At 34.6% G+C, this 14841-nt stretch carries 11 protein-coding genes and 1 tRNA gene; 7 read left to right on the top strand and 5 right to left on the bottom strand.

Translation table 11 applies throughout. From position 1 onward, the window contains the following. The first annotated feature begins 570 nt into the window (after positions 1-570). The 7 genes from JNG87_RS19525 (at position 571) to JNG87_RS19495 (ending at position 9488) form a co-directional block, all read left to right on the top strand. The gene (locus JNG87_RS19525) at positions 571-2310 is read left to right on the top strand and encodes a helix-turn-helix domain-containing protein (protein ID WP_202840537.1); all 1740 of its coding nucleotides are present in this window, start codon (positions 571-573) and stop codon (positions 2308-2310) included. A gap of 250 nt (positions 2311-2560) precedes the next feature. After that, entirely contained in the window at positions 2561-2764 is a 204-nt protein-coding gene (locus tag JNG87_RS19520; protein WP_202840536.1) for a TIGR04139 family peptide modification target, read from the top strand. Between the two features lie 71 nt (positions 2765-2835). After that, positions 2836-3708: a hypothetical protein gene (locus JNG87_RS19515; protein ID WP_202840535.1), complete on the top strand. Its 873-nt coding sequence runs from the start codon at positions 2836-2838 to the stop codon at positions 3706-3708. Continuing rightward, positions 3686-3874 carry a hypothetical protein gene (locus tag JNG87_RS19510; RefSeq protein ID WP_202840534.1) on the top strand — a complete coding sequence of 63 codons (189 nt, stop codon included), beginning with the start codon at positions 3686-3688 and terminating at the stop codon, positions 3872-3874. Before JNG87_RS19515 ends, JNG87_RS19510 begins: the two co-directional genes overlap by 23 nt. 102 nt (positions 3875-3976) lie before the next feature. Continuing rightward, positions 3977-5491 (top strand): thioredoxin domain-containing protein, encoded by a 1515-nt coding sequence (locus JNG87_RS19505; RefSeq protein ID WP_202840533.1) that lies wholly within the window; start codon positions 3977-3979, stop codon positions 5489-5491. Between the two features lie 190 nt (positions 5492-5681). Then, entirely contained in the window at positions 5682-7877 is a 2196-nt protein-coding gene (locus JNG87_RS19500; RefSeq protein ID WP_110010705.1) for a peptidase domain-containing ABC transporter, read from the top strand. Between the two features lie 312 nt (positions 7878-8189). Further along, positions 8190-9488: an HlyD family secretion protein gene (locus tag JNG87_RS19495; RefSeq protein ID WP_181397983.1), complete on the top strand. Its 1299-nt coding sequence runs from the start codon at positions 8190-8192 to the stop codon at positions 9486-9488. A gap of 409 nt (positions 9489-9897) precedes the next feature. Here JNG87_RS19495 and JNG87_RS19490 read toward each other — a convergent pair. The 5 genes from JNG87_RS19490 to clpX form a co-directional block, all read right to left on the bottom strand. Continuing rightward, positions 9898-9971 (bottom strand) — tRNA-Met (locus JNG87_RS19490). Between the two features lie 44 nt (positions 9972-10015). After that, a complete protein-coding gene (locus JNG87_RS19485; protein WP_202840532.1) occupies positions 10016-11308 on the bottom strand; it encodes a TlpA family protein disulfide reductase in 1293 nt (430 codons plus the stop codon). Positions 11309-11369: 61 nt separating this feature from the next. After that, a complete protein-coding gene (locus tag JNG87_RS19480) occupies positions 11370-11591 on the bottom strand; it encodes a signal peptidase (RefSeq protein WP_110010702.1) in 222 nt (73 codons plus the stop codon). A 5-nt stretch (positions 11592-11596) separates the two neighbouring features. Continuing rightward, positions 11597-13570, bottom strand: coding sequence for a T9SS type A sorting domain-containing protein (locus tag JNG87_RS19475; RefSeq protein ID WP_202840531.1), 1974 nt, complete (start codon positions 13568-13570; stop codon positions 11597-11599). Between the two features lie 74 nt (positions 13571-13644). Further along, entirely contained in the window at positions 13645-14832 is a 1188-nt protein-coding gene (gene clpX, locus JNG87_RS19470) for an ATP-dependent Clp protease ATP-binding subunit ClpX (protein WP_110010700.1), read from the bottom strand. Between the last annotated feature and the right edge of the window lie 9 nt (positions 14833-14841).

Genomic DNA, 14841 nt, shown 5'->3' with positions numbered 1-14841 from the left:
TCCTTTTTTAAAACTTTATGAAAACTTTATGATTTTTTAAGTTTTTTTGAGTTCATTTCTGTTTGTTAAAAATCACATAGAATATCGAAATTTAATAAACAAAACAAGCGCAAAACCCACTACAAGCTATAAAATAATAACAAAATAAAACATTTGTTTACATAAAAAACATTACTTCTAAGCATTATTTCCTATGTTTTAAAGTTGGAGTTATCCTCAGTATTTTATATGATATTTCTAAAAATCTGAACTTCAAAATCACGGGATATTCTGATGTAAAAAATGGTATTAGCATTCATACTATAATAATAAATATTATAATGTTATAACATTTTATTACTTTTAAAAACAAGGGTTTTATAGTACCTGAACAAATAATCGTAGATAATCATTTCAAACAGTCGCTGGTTTGAGATAAACATTCTATTAAGCCTTAAACTATAGATTTATAAATTGACAGAACAAACAACACACTTAACTCAATATAAATCAATAAATTAAACTTAAAACCACTTTTTTACCATATATCTTTTTGAATTAAAAAATGTAAATTTGTGATGTATTTAAAAGATGATGAGAGTTAAAGCCCTTTTTTTATTTATTTTTTTCAGCAACTTACTTTATACACAGAATAAAATAAGTGATAGCTTAAAAACATATAGCTATAAAGAATTAAAAGATAAATTTTATACCTATTATGAGAATATAAAGATTGAACAGTCAAAGGTTATAGCTCAATATTACCTCCAAAAAGCAAAAAAAGAACAAAATGCTCTTCAAATAGCAGACGGATATGTGCTTATTCATTTTAACGAAAATTTTTCAAATGCCCTAAAATATCTTGACAGCACAGCAACAATTACAAAAAATTTAAAGGGAACAAAATATCCATCTCAGACTTATCTAATGAAGGGAAACCTTTATTACAAACATGATAATTTAAAAAAAGCTTTAGATAATTATATTTTAGGACTACAATACGCAAAAGCTCAAAAAGATCCGCAACAGACCGCATATGCTAATATGGACATCGCCTATCTGAACAGCTACATTGGCAAAAATGCTGATGCAGCCAAAACGTTCAGATACTATTTATATAATGGAAATGATATTACAGATGAATCCCAGCATAACCAAATGCGTATAAGCCTTATATACTGCTATATAGAGCTCAATAAATTGGATTCTGCAAATATTCTAATCAAGGAAGGATTAAAAACTCCATTAGCATTCACAAATAAGTATGTTCATCATCAATATACTTACTACGTAGGGGCATATAATTTAAAACTAAAAAAATATGATATTGCCACTAAAAACTTCATAGCAGCTTATAAATATTTTTCCGGGGTTCAAGATCAGAATATGAACTATAGTCTTTTAAATATTGGTAAATCTTATGAAGGTTTAAAAGATAAAACAAAAGCAGTTGAAAACTACACCAAACTAGACTCCATTATTTCAAAAAGTGGTTATACGTTTCCTGAATTAAGAGATGTATATACTTTTCTTATTGATTACTATAAAGAAAATAATGATAAAGAAAAACAGCTTTACTACATTGAACGCTTTTTAAAGGTTGATCAAAAACTAGATGAACAGTTTAAATACCTTTCTACAGAAATACCTAGAAAGTACGACACTCCCAATCTTTTACAGGAAAAAGAAAATATCATTGAGGAATTAAAATTTAGAAAAAAGGTACTCTACATTTCTCTAGGCATACTTTTATTAATACTCTTATTCATTATATATTTATACTATAGATCAAAAAAAACAGAAAAGGAACAAAGAAAAATTGCACAAGATTTGATTAGCTTGGTTGAAAAGAGAAATATTGAAGAAAAAAATGCAGAGGAAAAAAATAAGGCTAACAATATTGAAATAGCCCCGATAGCAATTCCTGAACAGGAAGAGCAAAATGATAAAACCTCTAAAACCATATCTGAAGAAGTTACTCAATTTATTTTACAAGAATTAAGAATATTTGAATCCAAGGAACTTTTCTTAAAAAAAGGCATCACATTAGCCAGCTTAGCAAAAAATATAAAAACAAATACTGCTTATTTATCAGAAATAATCAATACTCATAAAGGAAAAAACTTTGCAGCATACCTTAATGATCTTCGAATTGATTTTGCCTTAAGTAGATTGGTAAAAGATAAAAAATTCCGTTCCTATAAGTTATCTGTTATTGCAGAAGAGCTAGGATATAATAATGAACAGGCATTTTCTTTAGCTTTTAAGAAGAAAACCGGTACTACACTCTCAATGTACATCAAAGAAATTGATAATTTAGGCGATTTTTAAAATAACCACAAAAAATTGTTTTACAAATAGTTAATCCATTTAGATTTATAAATTCATGTAGTAAATTTATAAATCTAAAACCTCAAGACTTTTTTATGATTAGCACTTGTGTATGTTTGCTACAGGTAAAAACACAAAATTTATTTTTTGTATGTGTACAGTACAAAATATAAATATAAGGACTGATCAGTACCTTCTCCCATCCAGGGATATATGGCAAACAAATATTAATTCAAAAAAAATTTTAATAATGAAAAAGTTAGCAGGAATGAAGAAAGGTTTTTCTTCTTTGGAAAACAAAAAACTAAAAAGAGACGATTTAAAATCAGTAAATGGTAGCTTAAAGTCTTATGCTATTGAATCTAGTGCTGCAGTTACAACACCAGGATGCTACGAAGCTGACCACTATACATCTAATGGAGGTGAGTATATTGATAGACTAGAAGTTTGCTAGTATGTGAATAAAGAAAGAGGGAGGGTTAAATCCCCTCCTTTTTTTCACCATATTATAAAATTAAATCATTTATGAAAATTTCATCATTAATAAGATCTGGTTTTCTTCTTATTGCTTTATTATCCCTTACATCCTGTAAAAAGAATTACATTACTTATTATAACAAAGTAAATGAGGCTGACAGCATATACAGAATGGCCAATAACCCTAAACTAGCTGTAAAAGAGTATCGGAAAATTTTTGAAGAATATACTCCTAAAAATCAGGACCGTATTGAAGAATATGCAACTTATATAACCCTTGCCGATCAATATCATGAAGATTTTGGTGGAAAAAAAAGCCTTTATCAGCTAATTTCTCTGGTTGCTCCTTATGGTGATGAATATAGAAAATACCTGCCCCTTTTTAATAAATATGGAATAGACAATCCATCTGTAGAACAAAAAATAACAGAATGGAAACAAGGCCTGGATAAAAAACTCATTGATTCTTTCAAGATTGCACTGATAAGGGATCAGGAAGGACGACCTCTTGATACTGCACTGACCAGAAAAAACGTTGAGAAAAACGCAAAACTATTAATATGGACCTTTAAAAATTATGGATTTCCAACGCCTGAAAAAATTGGATGGTTTCCTATGCCTACCTTTATCTCTCATATGGTTGAGTCCAAAAAAGATTATCCTTTTATAAAGGACAAATTACTGGAATATGTAAAATCGGGAGATTTTTCTCCTCGTGACTATGCAAGAATGGAAGATACTTACTTAGGATCTCATAAAAAAATCACACGCTACGGCTTTAATATGATTCCGGTACAAGACAGTACGCAGATTGATCGCAACCGTAAAAGCCTGGGAATCCCAAGTATGAAACACAGCTCGAAAATAAGAAAAGATTATTTTAAAAAAAAGAAGCAGAATGATACTCGTCATATCGAATAACAGAGATTCCACGACTACAAAAGTCATCAAATATCTTTCGGCAATGAGAAAGAAGTTTATTCGTGTGCATGAAGATGAGTTTTTTGAAATTAAAACCGATAAGAAAAGAATTTACCTGATAAGTGACAGAAACATTTTTTTTCTGGACCTCAAAATAAAATACTGAAGATCAAATAAAATTTATCAACATCCGTTTATATCTCACTAATAAAGGAGATTTTTTTTTGTATATTTAAAACATCTGTGTATTTTAGATAAAAATATTAATATGATTTTTGACAAACTAATCAACCATCTAAAACTAGATAAACAGGAATTTATTTTCCAGTTCAACTCTCATCCCAATTACCCATCTGCACTGGCATTCAGTGACACACTCAACTTTATGGGGGTAAAAAATGACGCTTATGAACTTGACAAAGAATATTGGGACGAACTTCCAGAGGAATTTATTGCCATTGTTGAGAATTCATTCTCTCTTGTAAAAAAGTCAGGAAGCAATTATTCAGTATATTCGGAAAAAGCAAAAACTTTCGGTAAAGAGGAGCTTTATAATAAATCAACGGACTTTGTACTATTGTTTGAAAAAACAGAAAATGCAGAAAGCAAACTGACATTCAATTTCAAGCCGGTTCTTTATATTATTTTTGCTGCCGTTCTTGCTTATTCTTTTATTAGCCAAACCATTTACGAAGCTCTATTTAATGTACTTTCCTTAGCAGGAGTTTATATTTCCCTGGAAATTTTCAATCAGAAATTCGGAAATACCTCTACTGTCATCGGAAGTATATGTGGAGGCGGAGGTGCTGCAGCAAGTCAGACAGCCAACTCGTGTGATAAGATCATCAAACAGGATAAAACCAGTATTCTGGGCTTAAAATTTGCAGATTTTTCTCTGATTTATTTTGCAGGACTTGCCGTACTAGGTCTGTTCTTACCGGCAACAGCGTATATCGTAAAAGGTTTCACATTCGTTTCTGTACTTGCAATCGGGTACTCTCTGTACATTCAGGCATTTATAGAAAAAACATTCTGCAGAGTATGTCTTTTGATCATTTCAATTCTTGTAGGCCAGATCGTAGTAAGCAGTTTATTTTTCGAGAACCTGTCATTCAGTGTGGGAACTCTTTTATTGACTGTCATTCTGTGGGCTCTTGTATTTTCTGCGGTTATTTATTTCAATACTCTTCTTGAGCAAAAAGAAACGCTGCAAAAATCGAATGCAAAAAATCTCAGATTCAAAAGAAACTATGAGCTTTTCAAAAATCAGATGGAACAAAATCCAAAAATAGAATTTCAGGATACTGAAACTTTTGCTGTTGGAAAAAGGGATGCCAAGCTTCGTATTTCTATCGTTTCCAACCCATACTGTGGTTTCTGTAAAGATGCGCATAAATTGGTGGAAGGACTTTTGGAGAAATACCCTGATGATATTTCATTGCAGATGAGATTCAATTACAGCCCGGACAGAGCTCCAGAAAAATATACACAGCTTATTTCAGATTTAACTCATATTTATCATAACAAACCTGAAAAAGAGTTTTTACACGCTGTTGAAGAATGGTTTGAAACCAAGGATGAAGGCAAAATCAATGCACTTTCCGGAGGAAAAGTAAATTCAGAAAATCTGGATCCGCTGATAGAGATGTCTAAGGAAAACAGTAATGCAGGATTAAGCTTTACGCCAATCTTTATCATCAACGGATATCAGTTCCCGGATAAGTATGATCGCGAAGATATCACCTTCTTTATTGATGAATTAATCGAGGATGATGAGATTTAGCAAATAAATCTTATTCATTTAAAAATTTCACTATCTTAGGAAAAACAAAATAACCATCTGAAAAGATGTAAAAGAGTAGAAAAACGGTGATCAATGGGACTATTTCCAGTTTACCATTTCATTGAATTATAATTGAATTAAAGCAAAAATGTCGCCATCTATTGGCGGCATTTTATAATGAGTAGTAGTTTTGAAAAAAAAGTTTCCTTTTTATAAGCAGCCAGATACCAAAGACTGCGGTCCTACATGTCTCAGGATCGTAAGTAAGTATTATGGTAAAAGTATATCCCTGCAGCAGATTCGTAACCTCTCCGAAACCACCCGTGAAGGAAGCAGCCTTCTTGGGCTGAGTGATGCCGCAGAAAATCTGGGATTCCGGTCAATGGGAGTCCAGATCGATTTCAATACCCTCAAAGAAGAAGTTCCATTTCCATGTGTAGCACACTGGAATAAAAATCACTTTGTAGTTGTATACAAAATTGACAAAAATAACAAAGTATATATCTCAGATCCCAGCTATGGACTGATCACTTATACCAGAGAAGAATTCATCAAGTCCTGGATTGGAGAAAATGCCAACGAAAATACAGAAGAGGGAATTGTCCTGATCCTTGAAACTACTCCTGCATTCTTTCAAACAGAATTTGATGCAGAAGAAAGTAAGGCAAGTTTTACATTCCTTTCCAAATATCTTCTAAAGTACAAAACACTTGTTATACAGCTTGCGATCGGACTTTTAGGTGGGAGTTTACTTTCCCTTATATTTCCTTTTCTTACCCAAAGTATTGTAGATGTCGGCATCCAGAACCAGGATATTAATTTTATCTATGTGGTTTTGCTTGCACAGATTATGTTATTTCTGGGAAGAATGGGAATTGAAACCATAAGAAGCTGGATTCTTCTCCACCTTTCAGCAAGAATTAACATTTCGATCATCTCCGATTTCTTTATTAAATTGATGAAACTTCCGATAAGTTTCTTTGATACCAGGATGACAGGAGATATCATGCAGAGAATTAATGACCATCACAGAATTGAACAGCTTCTTACAAGTTCTTCATTGAATACATTATTCTCACTGGTGAACCTTATCATTTTCAGTATTGTCTTACTGTTTTATGATTACAGGCTTTTCCTTGTTTATCTTGTTGGAGCAGTATTGTATATCGGATGGATCAGTTTCTTCCTGAAAAAAAGAAAAGAACTTGATTATAAGCGATTCTCTCAGGTATCTCAGGAGCAGAGTAAAGTCATCGAGCTTATCAACGGAATGCAGGAAATCAAAATGCATAATGCTGAAAAACAAAAACGATGGGACTGGGAATTTCTTCAGGTAAAACTATTTAAAATCAGGATAAAATCTCTATCCTTAGAACAATGGCAGTCTGTGGGAGGTAACTTCATCAATCAGATGAAAGATATTCTGGTGAGTTTTCTTTCTGCTAAACTTGTTTTAAGCGGAAACCTTACTTTGGGGATGATGCTTTCTGTTCAGTATATCATCGGACAGCTGAACAGCCCGCTTCTCCAGCTTATCGACTTTATCAAGCAGACACAGGATGCTAAAATCTCTCTTGAAAGATTAGGAGAAATCCACGATAAAGATGATGAAGAAGATAAGAATGAGCAATATGTTACCGATGTTCCGAAACAAGATATTGAAATCAAAGATATGTCGTTCAGGTATATTGGTTCCGATGTTCCGGTTTTTGAAAATCTCAGCCTTACAATACCTTATCAGCAAACGACAGCAATTGTCGGGGCCAGCGGAAGTGGAAAGACAACTTTATTGAAACTGCTGATGAAGTTTTATGATCCTGATCAGGGTGAAATCAGAATCGGAAATACCAATATGAAAAATATTTCTCCGAGATACTGGAGGGATCATTGCGGTGTTGTCATGCAGGAAGGATATGTATTCAATGACACCATTGCCAACAATATTGCTGTTGGTGAAGATCATATAGATAAACAAAAGCTGAGACGTGCTGTAGAAATAGCCAATATCAAAGATTTTATTGAAAGTCTTCCATTAAGCTATAACACCAAAATCGGAAATGAGGGCGTTGGAGTAAGTGGTGGTCAGAAACAGAGACTTTTCATTGCAAGAGCTGTTTATAAAGCTCCTGAATATATTTTATTTGATGAAGCTACCTCTGCACTGGATGCCAATAATGAAAAAGTGATCATGGAAAACCTTGAGCAGTTCTTCAAAGGCAAAACAGCAGTGGTGATTGCCCATAGACTTTCCACAGTAAGACATGCAGACAAAATCATTGTACTGGATCAGGGAAGAGTGGTAGAAGAAGGAAGCCATGCTGAGCTGGTAGACTTAAGAGGAGAATATTACAGATTGGTAAGAAACCAGCTTGAATTAGGAAATTAACCAAGATAAAGCCACCATATAGCGGAATCCGAAAAGCTTACAGAGTAGGAAAAATAAAAAATAATAGTAATCATGAAAAATCTTAAAAAACTTTCGAGAAAAGATTTGACATTTGTCAGCGGAGGTGTTATTATTCCGGACAACAACTGCTGTGGATCCTGGTGTCTAGGCAGCTGGGTACCATGCCGCATAAAGCACTTTGAATGCCCGCCGGATGCAGACACTTCGCCACCATCATGGTATGACGGGAACTGCCCAATTATTTAAATTATATTCCCCCTGAAATATTGGGGGAAATTTTACTACATAACAATGAAAGAAGACGTTTTAGACAATATTGAACTCCGCTCAGAAAGCGTACAGGATATTCTTACCCAGCCGCCGCATTGGATGATCCGCTGGGGAAATACGGTGATATTTATTATCCTGCTATTGATTCTCTTAATGAGCTACATTATAAAATATCCCGAATTTGTACCGGCTCCTATTATTGTGACTTCTCAGAACCCTCCTGAGAAAATAGAAGCACGAACCAGCTCTAAAATTGAAAAAATATTCATAAAAGACCACCAGGAAGTTAAAAAGAATGATGTTCTGATGGTGATGCAGTCTGCAGCCAACTATAAGGATATTTTAGAGCTTAAAAAACTGGTAGACTCCATCACTCCCGATCAATTATACTCCTTCCCTATTGCCCAGGCTTCAAGATTTAAGCTCGGTGAATTACAGGGTGAGTACAACAGTTTTGCAAAAGCATTTCAGGACGAAGCCCTTTTTACAAGATTACAGCCATACGCTCCCGAAAATCTGGCGGCCAATCAGAGTATTTCAGAATATAAAGTAAGAATTGCCACATTAAAACAGCAGAAAAACCTGGAATCTATAAAGTATGATCTGACTAAGAAAAATTTCAACAGATCTCAGGAACTATTTAATCAGGGTGTTATCTCTGCTATGGAACTTGAAAACGAAAAAATCAAATATCTTCAGGCTCAGCAAAATCTTGAGAATATTAAAATTTCCATATCACAAATGGATGAAGGGATCTCCAACCTGAATAAAACCAAAAGCGGAACTGCCATTAACACAGAAAAAGACAGAATTACCTATTCGTCACAAACCCTGCAGCTTCTTGAACAGCTGCGAAAATCTTTGAAACAGTGGGAGCTGAACTATCTGGTGATCTCATCCACAGACGGCGTTGCCAGTTTTCAGCAGTTTTTCGGCGAGAATCAATTCGTAAAGGTAGGTGAACCCATCCTTTCTATTCTCCCTAAAAATAAAGAGCAGTTGGTTGGCAGAATGTCCGTACCTACAACAAACTCAGGAAAAATAACTCCGGGTGAAAAAGTTCTGATTAAACTGGATAACTACAGATTCCAGGAGTACGGTATCATCGAAGGAAAAGTACAGAACATCTCCCTAATTCCTGATGATAAAGGAAACTACTATGTAGATGTGATCTTGCCAAAAGGATTAAAAACGAGCTACAACAAGACACTTACATTCGATAAAGAGCTTAGAGGCAGTGCAGAGATTGTCACACAGGATCTGCGACTGATTGAAAGATTCTTCTATCAGATCAGAAAGCTGCTCGGATATCAGGTTTGATAAGCTTTTAAAAAACATTAAAACCGTTTTACAGATGCGTAAGACGGTTTTTTTATTCTTTATTTTTAAGATGGCCACTTCTATGATCCTATTTTCCGGAAACGCAATATACTTTTCCTTTTTATACAGGCCATTACAGCCATAATTCAGCGAAACAAAGGATTTTCCTATTACTGACAATAAGATCATCAAAAAAAGACAGCAAAAAGGCGAATATAAAAGAGATAATAACGTCAGACGAATAAATGATCTCAGTACTAACGCTGAAAAGTATAATTATTCCCTTAATACTCCATCAGAAGACCTAAATTATTAAAAATAAAATTGAGTTGAAAGAATTAAAGAGTAAAGTATTAATTCTTTTAAAAGTAAAAACCGCAATCATTGGTGTAATGTTTGCGGTTTATTGTAGCGAAGACGGGAATTGAACCCGTGACCTCAGGGTTATGAATCCTGCGCTCTAACCAACTGAGCTACCTCGCCGTTTTGGTGGTGCAAATATAGAAAATATTTCTTTACCTCCAAAATTATTTTACCTTAAAATATTCTAAAACATCTCCAACATGATCTGGTTTGCTGATTATCTTATTGTTAGCATCTAAAATAAAATACGTCGGAGTTGCATGAATATTATACAAATCTGTGTAACTGCTGTTCCATCCTCTCAATTCGGAATCATTCACCCAGGGAAATGCAGCGATTTTTTGGGTATATGAATTCTTATCCACATCCAAAGACAGTCCTACAATCTGGATATTTTTTGATTTCAGGTCATTGTATTTTTCCAGAAGTTTCGGAAGTTCACTTTCGCAGTGTGAACATGTGGACGACCAGAAGACAACGACCTTTTTATCTGCTTTAATATCGTGTAATGATTTGGCAGTGGTATTAACAGGTGACTGGAACTTATAATTAGGGAAAACCGCCCCCATTTCAATATTGGCGTTCGATTTCAACGTAGAAGCAAGTCTATCGTTAATGGTACACTTAAGATTTTTGGCAAGAGACAGATATTTACTCTTATATTCATCCATCTGATAGACATCAAAAATATCAATCAATTCTGACAATACAGTCTGCCCTCTTGGAGTTTCTACTTTTAAACGATCCAATAACTTATCAACAGACGCCGTAACGTTTGTATTCCCTCCTGAATTCAGATAAGCTACCAACAAAGGTCTTAATAATGATGAGCTTTCAAGCATATCACCGGATTTGTCCAGAAAGTTGATTATTTCTTCCTGATCTACTTTTTTCACGGAATCAGGAGAGTTGGAAAGAAACTTGCTGTAATTCGTATTGTAATAAGCAATAAACGGGTGTTGCGCTGCATCAATAGAGCTTGATGCACCGGAAAGCCTGTCAATTTCTGTTTTCAGCGCTTTTCCAAAGTCGGTATTATCTTTATAATATTCTTTAATCTGTGCTAAAGCCGGTAAAATAAGCTCTTTCTTTTGTGAACCCTCCTGTTGTTTACTCATCAGATTATTGGCTTCATCCAGATAGATAACATCCTTCACTTTATTATTCTGAATATCCAGTTTAAAGTTGACATTTTTATTTTCAGAAATAAAGCTTACGGTATTATTGGAGCCAGGGAAATAGACTTTCATCATCCCCATATAATGGCCCGGATATTTAAAAGTCCACGTACTATTCTTACTCTGTTCTTTAGTAACAATAATATCTTTCGATCCGTTTAATGTATATAAAATAGCGTCCTGATCTTTAAAATCTGCCGGAGTCTGAATTGTAACAGTAAATTGAGCCTGCAGAGCAAATGCAGTTAAAACTGCAGATAGCATATAAATTTTTTTCATATAGTAAAAATAAAAAAACTCCCTGACTAATCAGAGAGTTTAATATTATTTTAATAAAATTTTATGCTTTTACGCTCTTGTACTTTTTTGTAAAGTAAACAATAAATCCAATTGCTACGATACCAAGTACATATACATACATATCAATTGGTGAGGCAGGTGACCCGGTACCATTTCCTCCGTTTCCTCCTCCTCCCGGGATTGCTGGTTGTGGTGGAGCGGCATTTGCTAAAGATACAGCAAACAGGAAAAACGCCAGAACTAGTTTATTAATAGTTTTCATGTGGTTTATTTTAAGATTTTAGTATTAACAGTTTCTCCCTTATCAGAAACGATTTTTACAACATATGAATTTTTAACTGAGCCATCAAGCTCGATTACAAAATCTCGGGATGTTTCAACCGCTTTTTTAGAGATTACCAGTTTACCGCTCATATCATAAACTTGAATGTCCGCTTTTTTCCATTTTGGATCAAATCTAACAATGTAATTTGTAACTGATGGATCGTAAACAACAAGTGTTCTTGAAACACTAGGAGCTGTTTTATCTACAGCCAAAGTAATATTACTTGGCTCACCATAATACAAGTTAGCTTCTTCATTTGTTACGGCTACAACATCTCCTTGTTTAGCCTGTACTAAATTTCCATTTTCCGCTTTATAGTAGAAACCAATTCCTGAAGATAACTGGTGTGTTCCAGCAGGAATAAGTTCTGCATTTTCTCTGATCTCGAACTTATAAGATTTAACCTGATCAAGTTTATAGTTAACTAACTTAACATTTTTACCTTGGAAGTTACTCTCATTAGCTTCGTTAATATATAACCAATAATTAGTATAATTGTTATCATACCCACCATTCAATGCTTCTTCATAAGTACCAATGATTCTGGTACCCGCTGAAGCCTGAACTGTTGTTGATGTAGAAACCTGGTGTCCTGTTGTAAATGATGGAGAAACCACATAATATGTTCTGGAAATCTCTTTTCCATTAGCATCAAGACCGATTACCCCAAGCTGTTTCACTGTACTGTTTGTACCTTTACCAGCCATTCTGGCTGCATTTACACCATTAGGAGTACCTGCTGCTCTTGCTGTTGATTTGAATCTTCTCAGTGTATTAAAATCTAAGGTCTGAGCTGTATTGTCTCTTAACTTTATTTTAAATGACTGCATAGGTTTCATTACTACATTATCAACATCTCCAACAGCTGGAGCAACACCATCACCTGTAGTAACAAAAGTAACTACCTGAGCACCTGTAGCATAAGTAGAACCACCAGGAAGTGTAACAACAGTACCCGGGTTATATTCAATACCCCAGATATTTTTTACAGCATTTCCGTCTGATCCGGTAACACTTTCAGTATATCCGATATTAGATAAATCTAAATTGGTAAGGAAGGGATTACCAAACTGATACCAGTTTTGCCCAAATGTTCCAGCCCATGCGCTTGTAGTAAACTCAAAACTGTCATCTAAATAAGTGTTGTATTTTTCGTTGTAAGAATTCACAGCGTTACCACCAACTCCGAATACGACATTAGAAGGTCCCAAATTAGATTTTCCTCCATTCTGCAATGTTACAGTTCCAGCTAACGGAGCATATGGTTTCCCGTTAATATTGAATACTGTTCCGGTTGCAGGTGCGCTTGGATTCCAATCATTATTGGTAACTTTCAGCATATAATATCCCGGACCATCAGTAGTTGTAGTTGCTAAATTTGTAAAATGTGCAGAAACTGCATTAGCGTTGTCCCACTTAAGAATTGGATTGCTGTATCTCCCCGTATTGAAAGTCTTACCAACTTCAGTAGATAATGAGCTTAAAGCTTTACCATAGAAAGGCAAAGCAACTTGTTGGAAATAATTACCACTACCATTACTTGTAGTTCTGTACTCTTTGGTTACAATACCCGTAATGTTGGACTGGGATAGCCCATCGATGTACAGCTGGCCATACGTGGAAGTAGCAAAAGAAGCAGGGGTATTCAGTCTTAAGATGATATTTCCACCGTCAGTTTTATCACCTGTTCCGGCAGCATTAATTGTCTTAAAAGCATCTGTACCAGATCCTACAACCATAATATTTCCATGCACGTCCAAAAGGCCATTACCCTTTGTTTGTACACCTCCACCGCTATAAACTAGGGTGCCTTCGCTCACATACATATTAGCATTAGTGTCAACATGACATAGTATCTGCGCCTGAACAGAATAACTAATTGCTAAAAGACCTATAGCAAATAAACTTTTTCTCATTGTATAAATTATTTGTGTGTTAATACAATCTTCACCCGCAAAGGTATTATTATTTTTCTTAAAAAAAAAATTTTTTATCTATTAATCAAAACATTATCTTCATTTAAGATGATATCTTTCTCCTCTCCTATTGAAAACATATAGTCTTCTAGAACTTTTTCGGTGGTCCCTCTAAGACCTCTTGCACCTAGTCCTTTTTCAATAGTTTCTTCTACGATTTTTTCAATGGCTCCGTCTGTAATAACCAAATTTGTGCCATCCATTTTGAAAAGTTCCACAAATTGATTCACGATAGAGTTTTTAGGTTCCTTCATGATTCTTACCAGAGTCTCTTTGGTGAGTTTATCGAGGTAAGTGATGATTGGAAATCTTCCTAAAAGTTCGGGAATTAATCCGAAAGTACGAAGATCAATTGCATTAATATTTGTTAATATATATTCGTCTTCGTCAGTTTTATTGATTTTTTCAGAGCTGAACCCGATGGCCTGCTTGTTCATTCTCCTTTCGATGATTTCTTTAATTCCGTCAAAAGCTCCTCCTGCAATAAATAAGATGTTCTGGGTATTTACCTGAATATATTTCTGATCCGGGTGCTTTCTTCCTCCCTGCGGCGGAACATTCACAATACTTCCTTCCAGTAGTTTCAGCAATCCCTGCTGTACTCCTTCTCCGGAAACGTCTCTTGTAATACTTGGGTTGTCTGATTTTCTGGCAATTTTATCAATCTCATCAATGAAAACGATTCCTTTTTCAGCCTTTTCCACATCATAATCTGCCACCATAAGAAGTCTTGAAAGGATACTTTCAACATCTTCTCCTACATATCCGGCTTCTGTTAAAATGGTAGCATCTACGATACAGAAAGGGACATTAAGTTCTCTGGCAATCGTTTTTGCCAGAAGGGTTTTACCTGTTCCGGTTTCCCCTATCATGATAATGTTTGATTTTTCAAGCTCCACCTCCCTGTTTTCGTCCTGAGCATGAAGCAACCTTTTATAATGATTATATACAGCAATTGAAAGCTGCTTTTTTGCCTGATCCTGTCCAATTACATACTGATCAAGGAATTCTTTGATCTCTTTTGGTTTTTTAAGCTCATCCATGCTGTCTGCAGGTGAATATCCTGTTTTGGATGCACCATCTTTTACAATTGCATGTGCCTGCTCTATACAATTTTCACAAATAAAACCATTCTGCCCGGAAATCAGCATCTGTACTTCATTTCTTTTTCTGCCGCAGAAAGAACATTGGTTTGAGTTCATATGATATAA

The organism is Chryseobacterium cucumeris (genome assembly GCF_016775705.1).
GTDB classification, from domain to species: domain Bacteria; phylum Bacteroidota; class Bacteroidia; order Flavobacteriales; family Weeksellaceae; genus Chryseobacterium; species Chryseobacterium cupriresistens.
Note: the sequence above shows the minus strand (reverse complement) of the source record. Positions and strands in the feature narration are given on the sequence as shown.

Bases quoted from the DNA above. Each gene is read 5' to 3' on its own strand.
- JNG87_RS19525 (WP_202840537.1), top strand. From the start codon at position 571: ATGATGAGAGTTAAAGCCCTTTTTTTATTTATTTTTTTCAGCAACTTA.
- JNG87_RS19520 (WP_202840536.1), top strand. From the start codon at position 2,561: ATGAAAAAGTTAGCAGGAATGAAGAAAGGTTTTTCTTCTTTGGAAAAC.
- JNG87_RS19515 (WP_202840535.1), top strand. From the start codon at position 2,836: ATGAAAATTTCATCATTAATAAGATCTGGTTTTCTTCTTATTGCTTTA.
- JNG87_RS19510 (WP_202840534.1), top strand. From the start codon at position 3,686: ATGATACTCGTCATATCGAATAACAGAGATTCCACGACTACAAAAGTC.
- JNG87_RS19505 (WP_202840533.1), top strand. From the start codon at position 3,977: ATGATTTTTGACAAACTAATCAACCATCTAAAACTAGATAAACAGGAA.
- JNG87_RS19495 (WP_181397983.1), top strand. From the start codon at position 8,190: ATGAAAGAAGACGTTTTAGACAATATTGAACTCCGCTCAGAAAGCGTA.
- JNG87_RS19485 (WP_202840532.1), bottom strand. From the start codon at position 11,308: ATGAAAAAAATTTATATGCTATCTGCAGTTTTAACTGCATTTGCTCTG.
- JNG87_RS19480 (WP_110010702.1), bottom strand. From the start codon at position 11,591: ATGAAAACTATTAATAAACTAGTTCTGGCGTTTTTCCTGTTTGCTGTA.
- JNG87_RS19475 (WP_202840531.1), bottom strand. From the start codon at position 13,570: ATGAGAAAAAGTTTATTTGCTATAGGTCTTTTAGCAATTAGTTATTCT.
- clpX (WP_110010700.1), bottom strand. From the start codon at position 14,832: ATGAACTCAAACCAATGTTCTTTCTGCGGCAGAAAAAGAAATGAAGTA.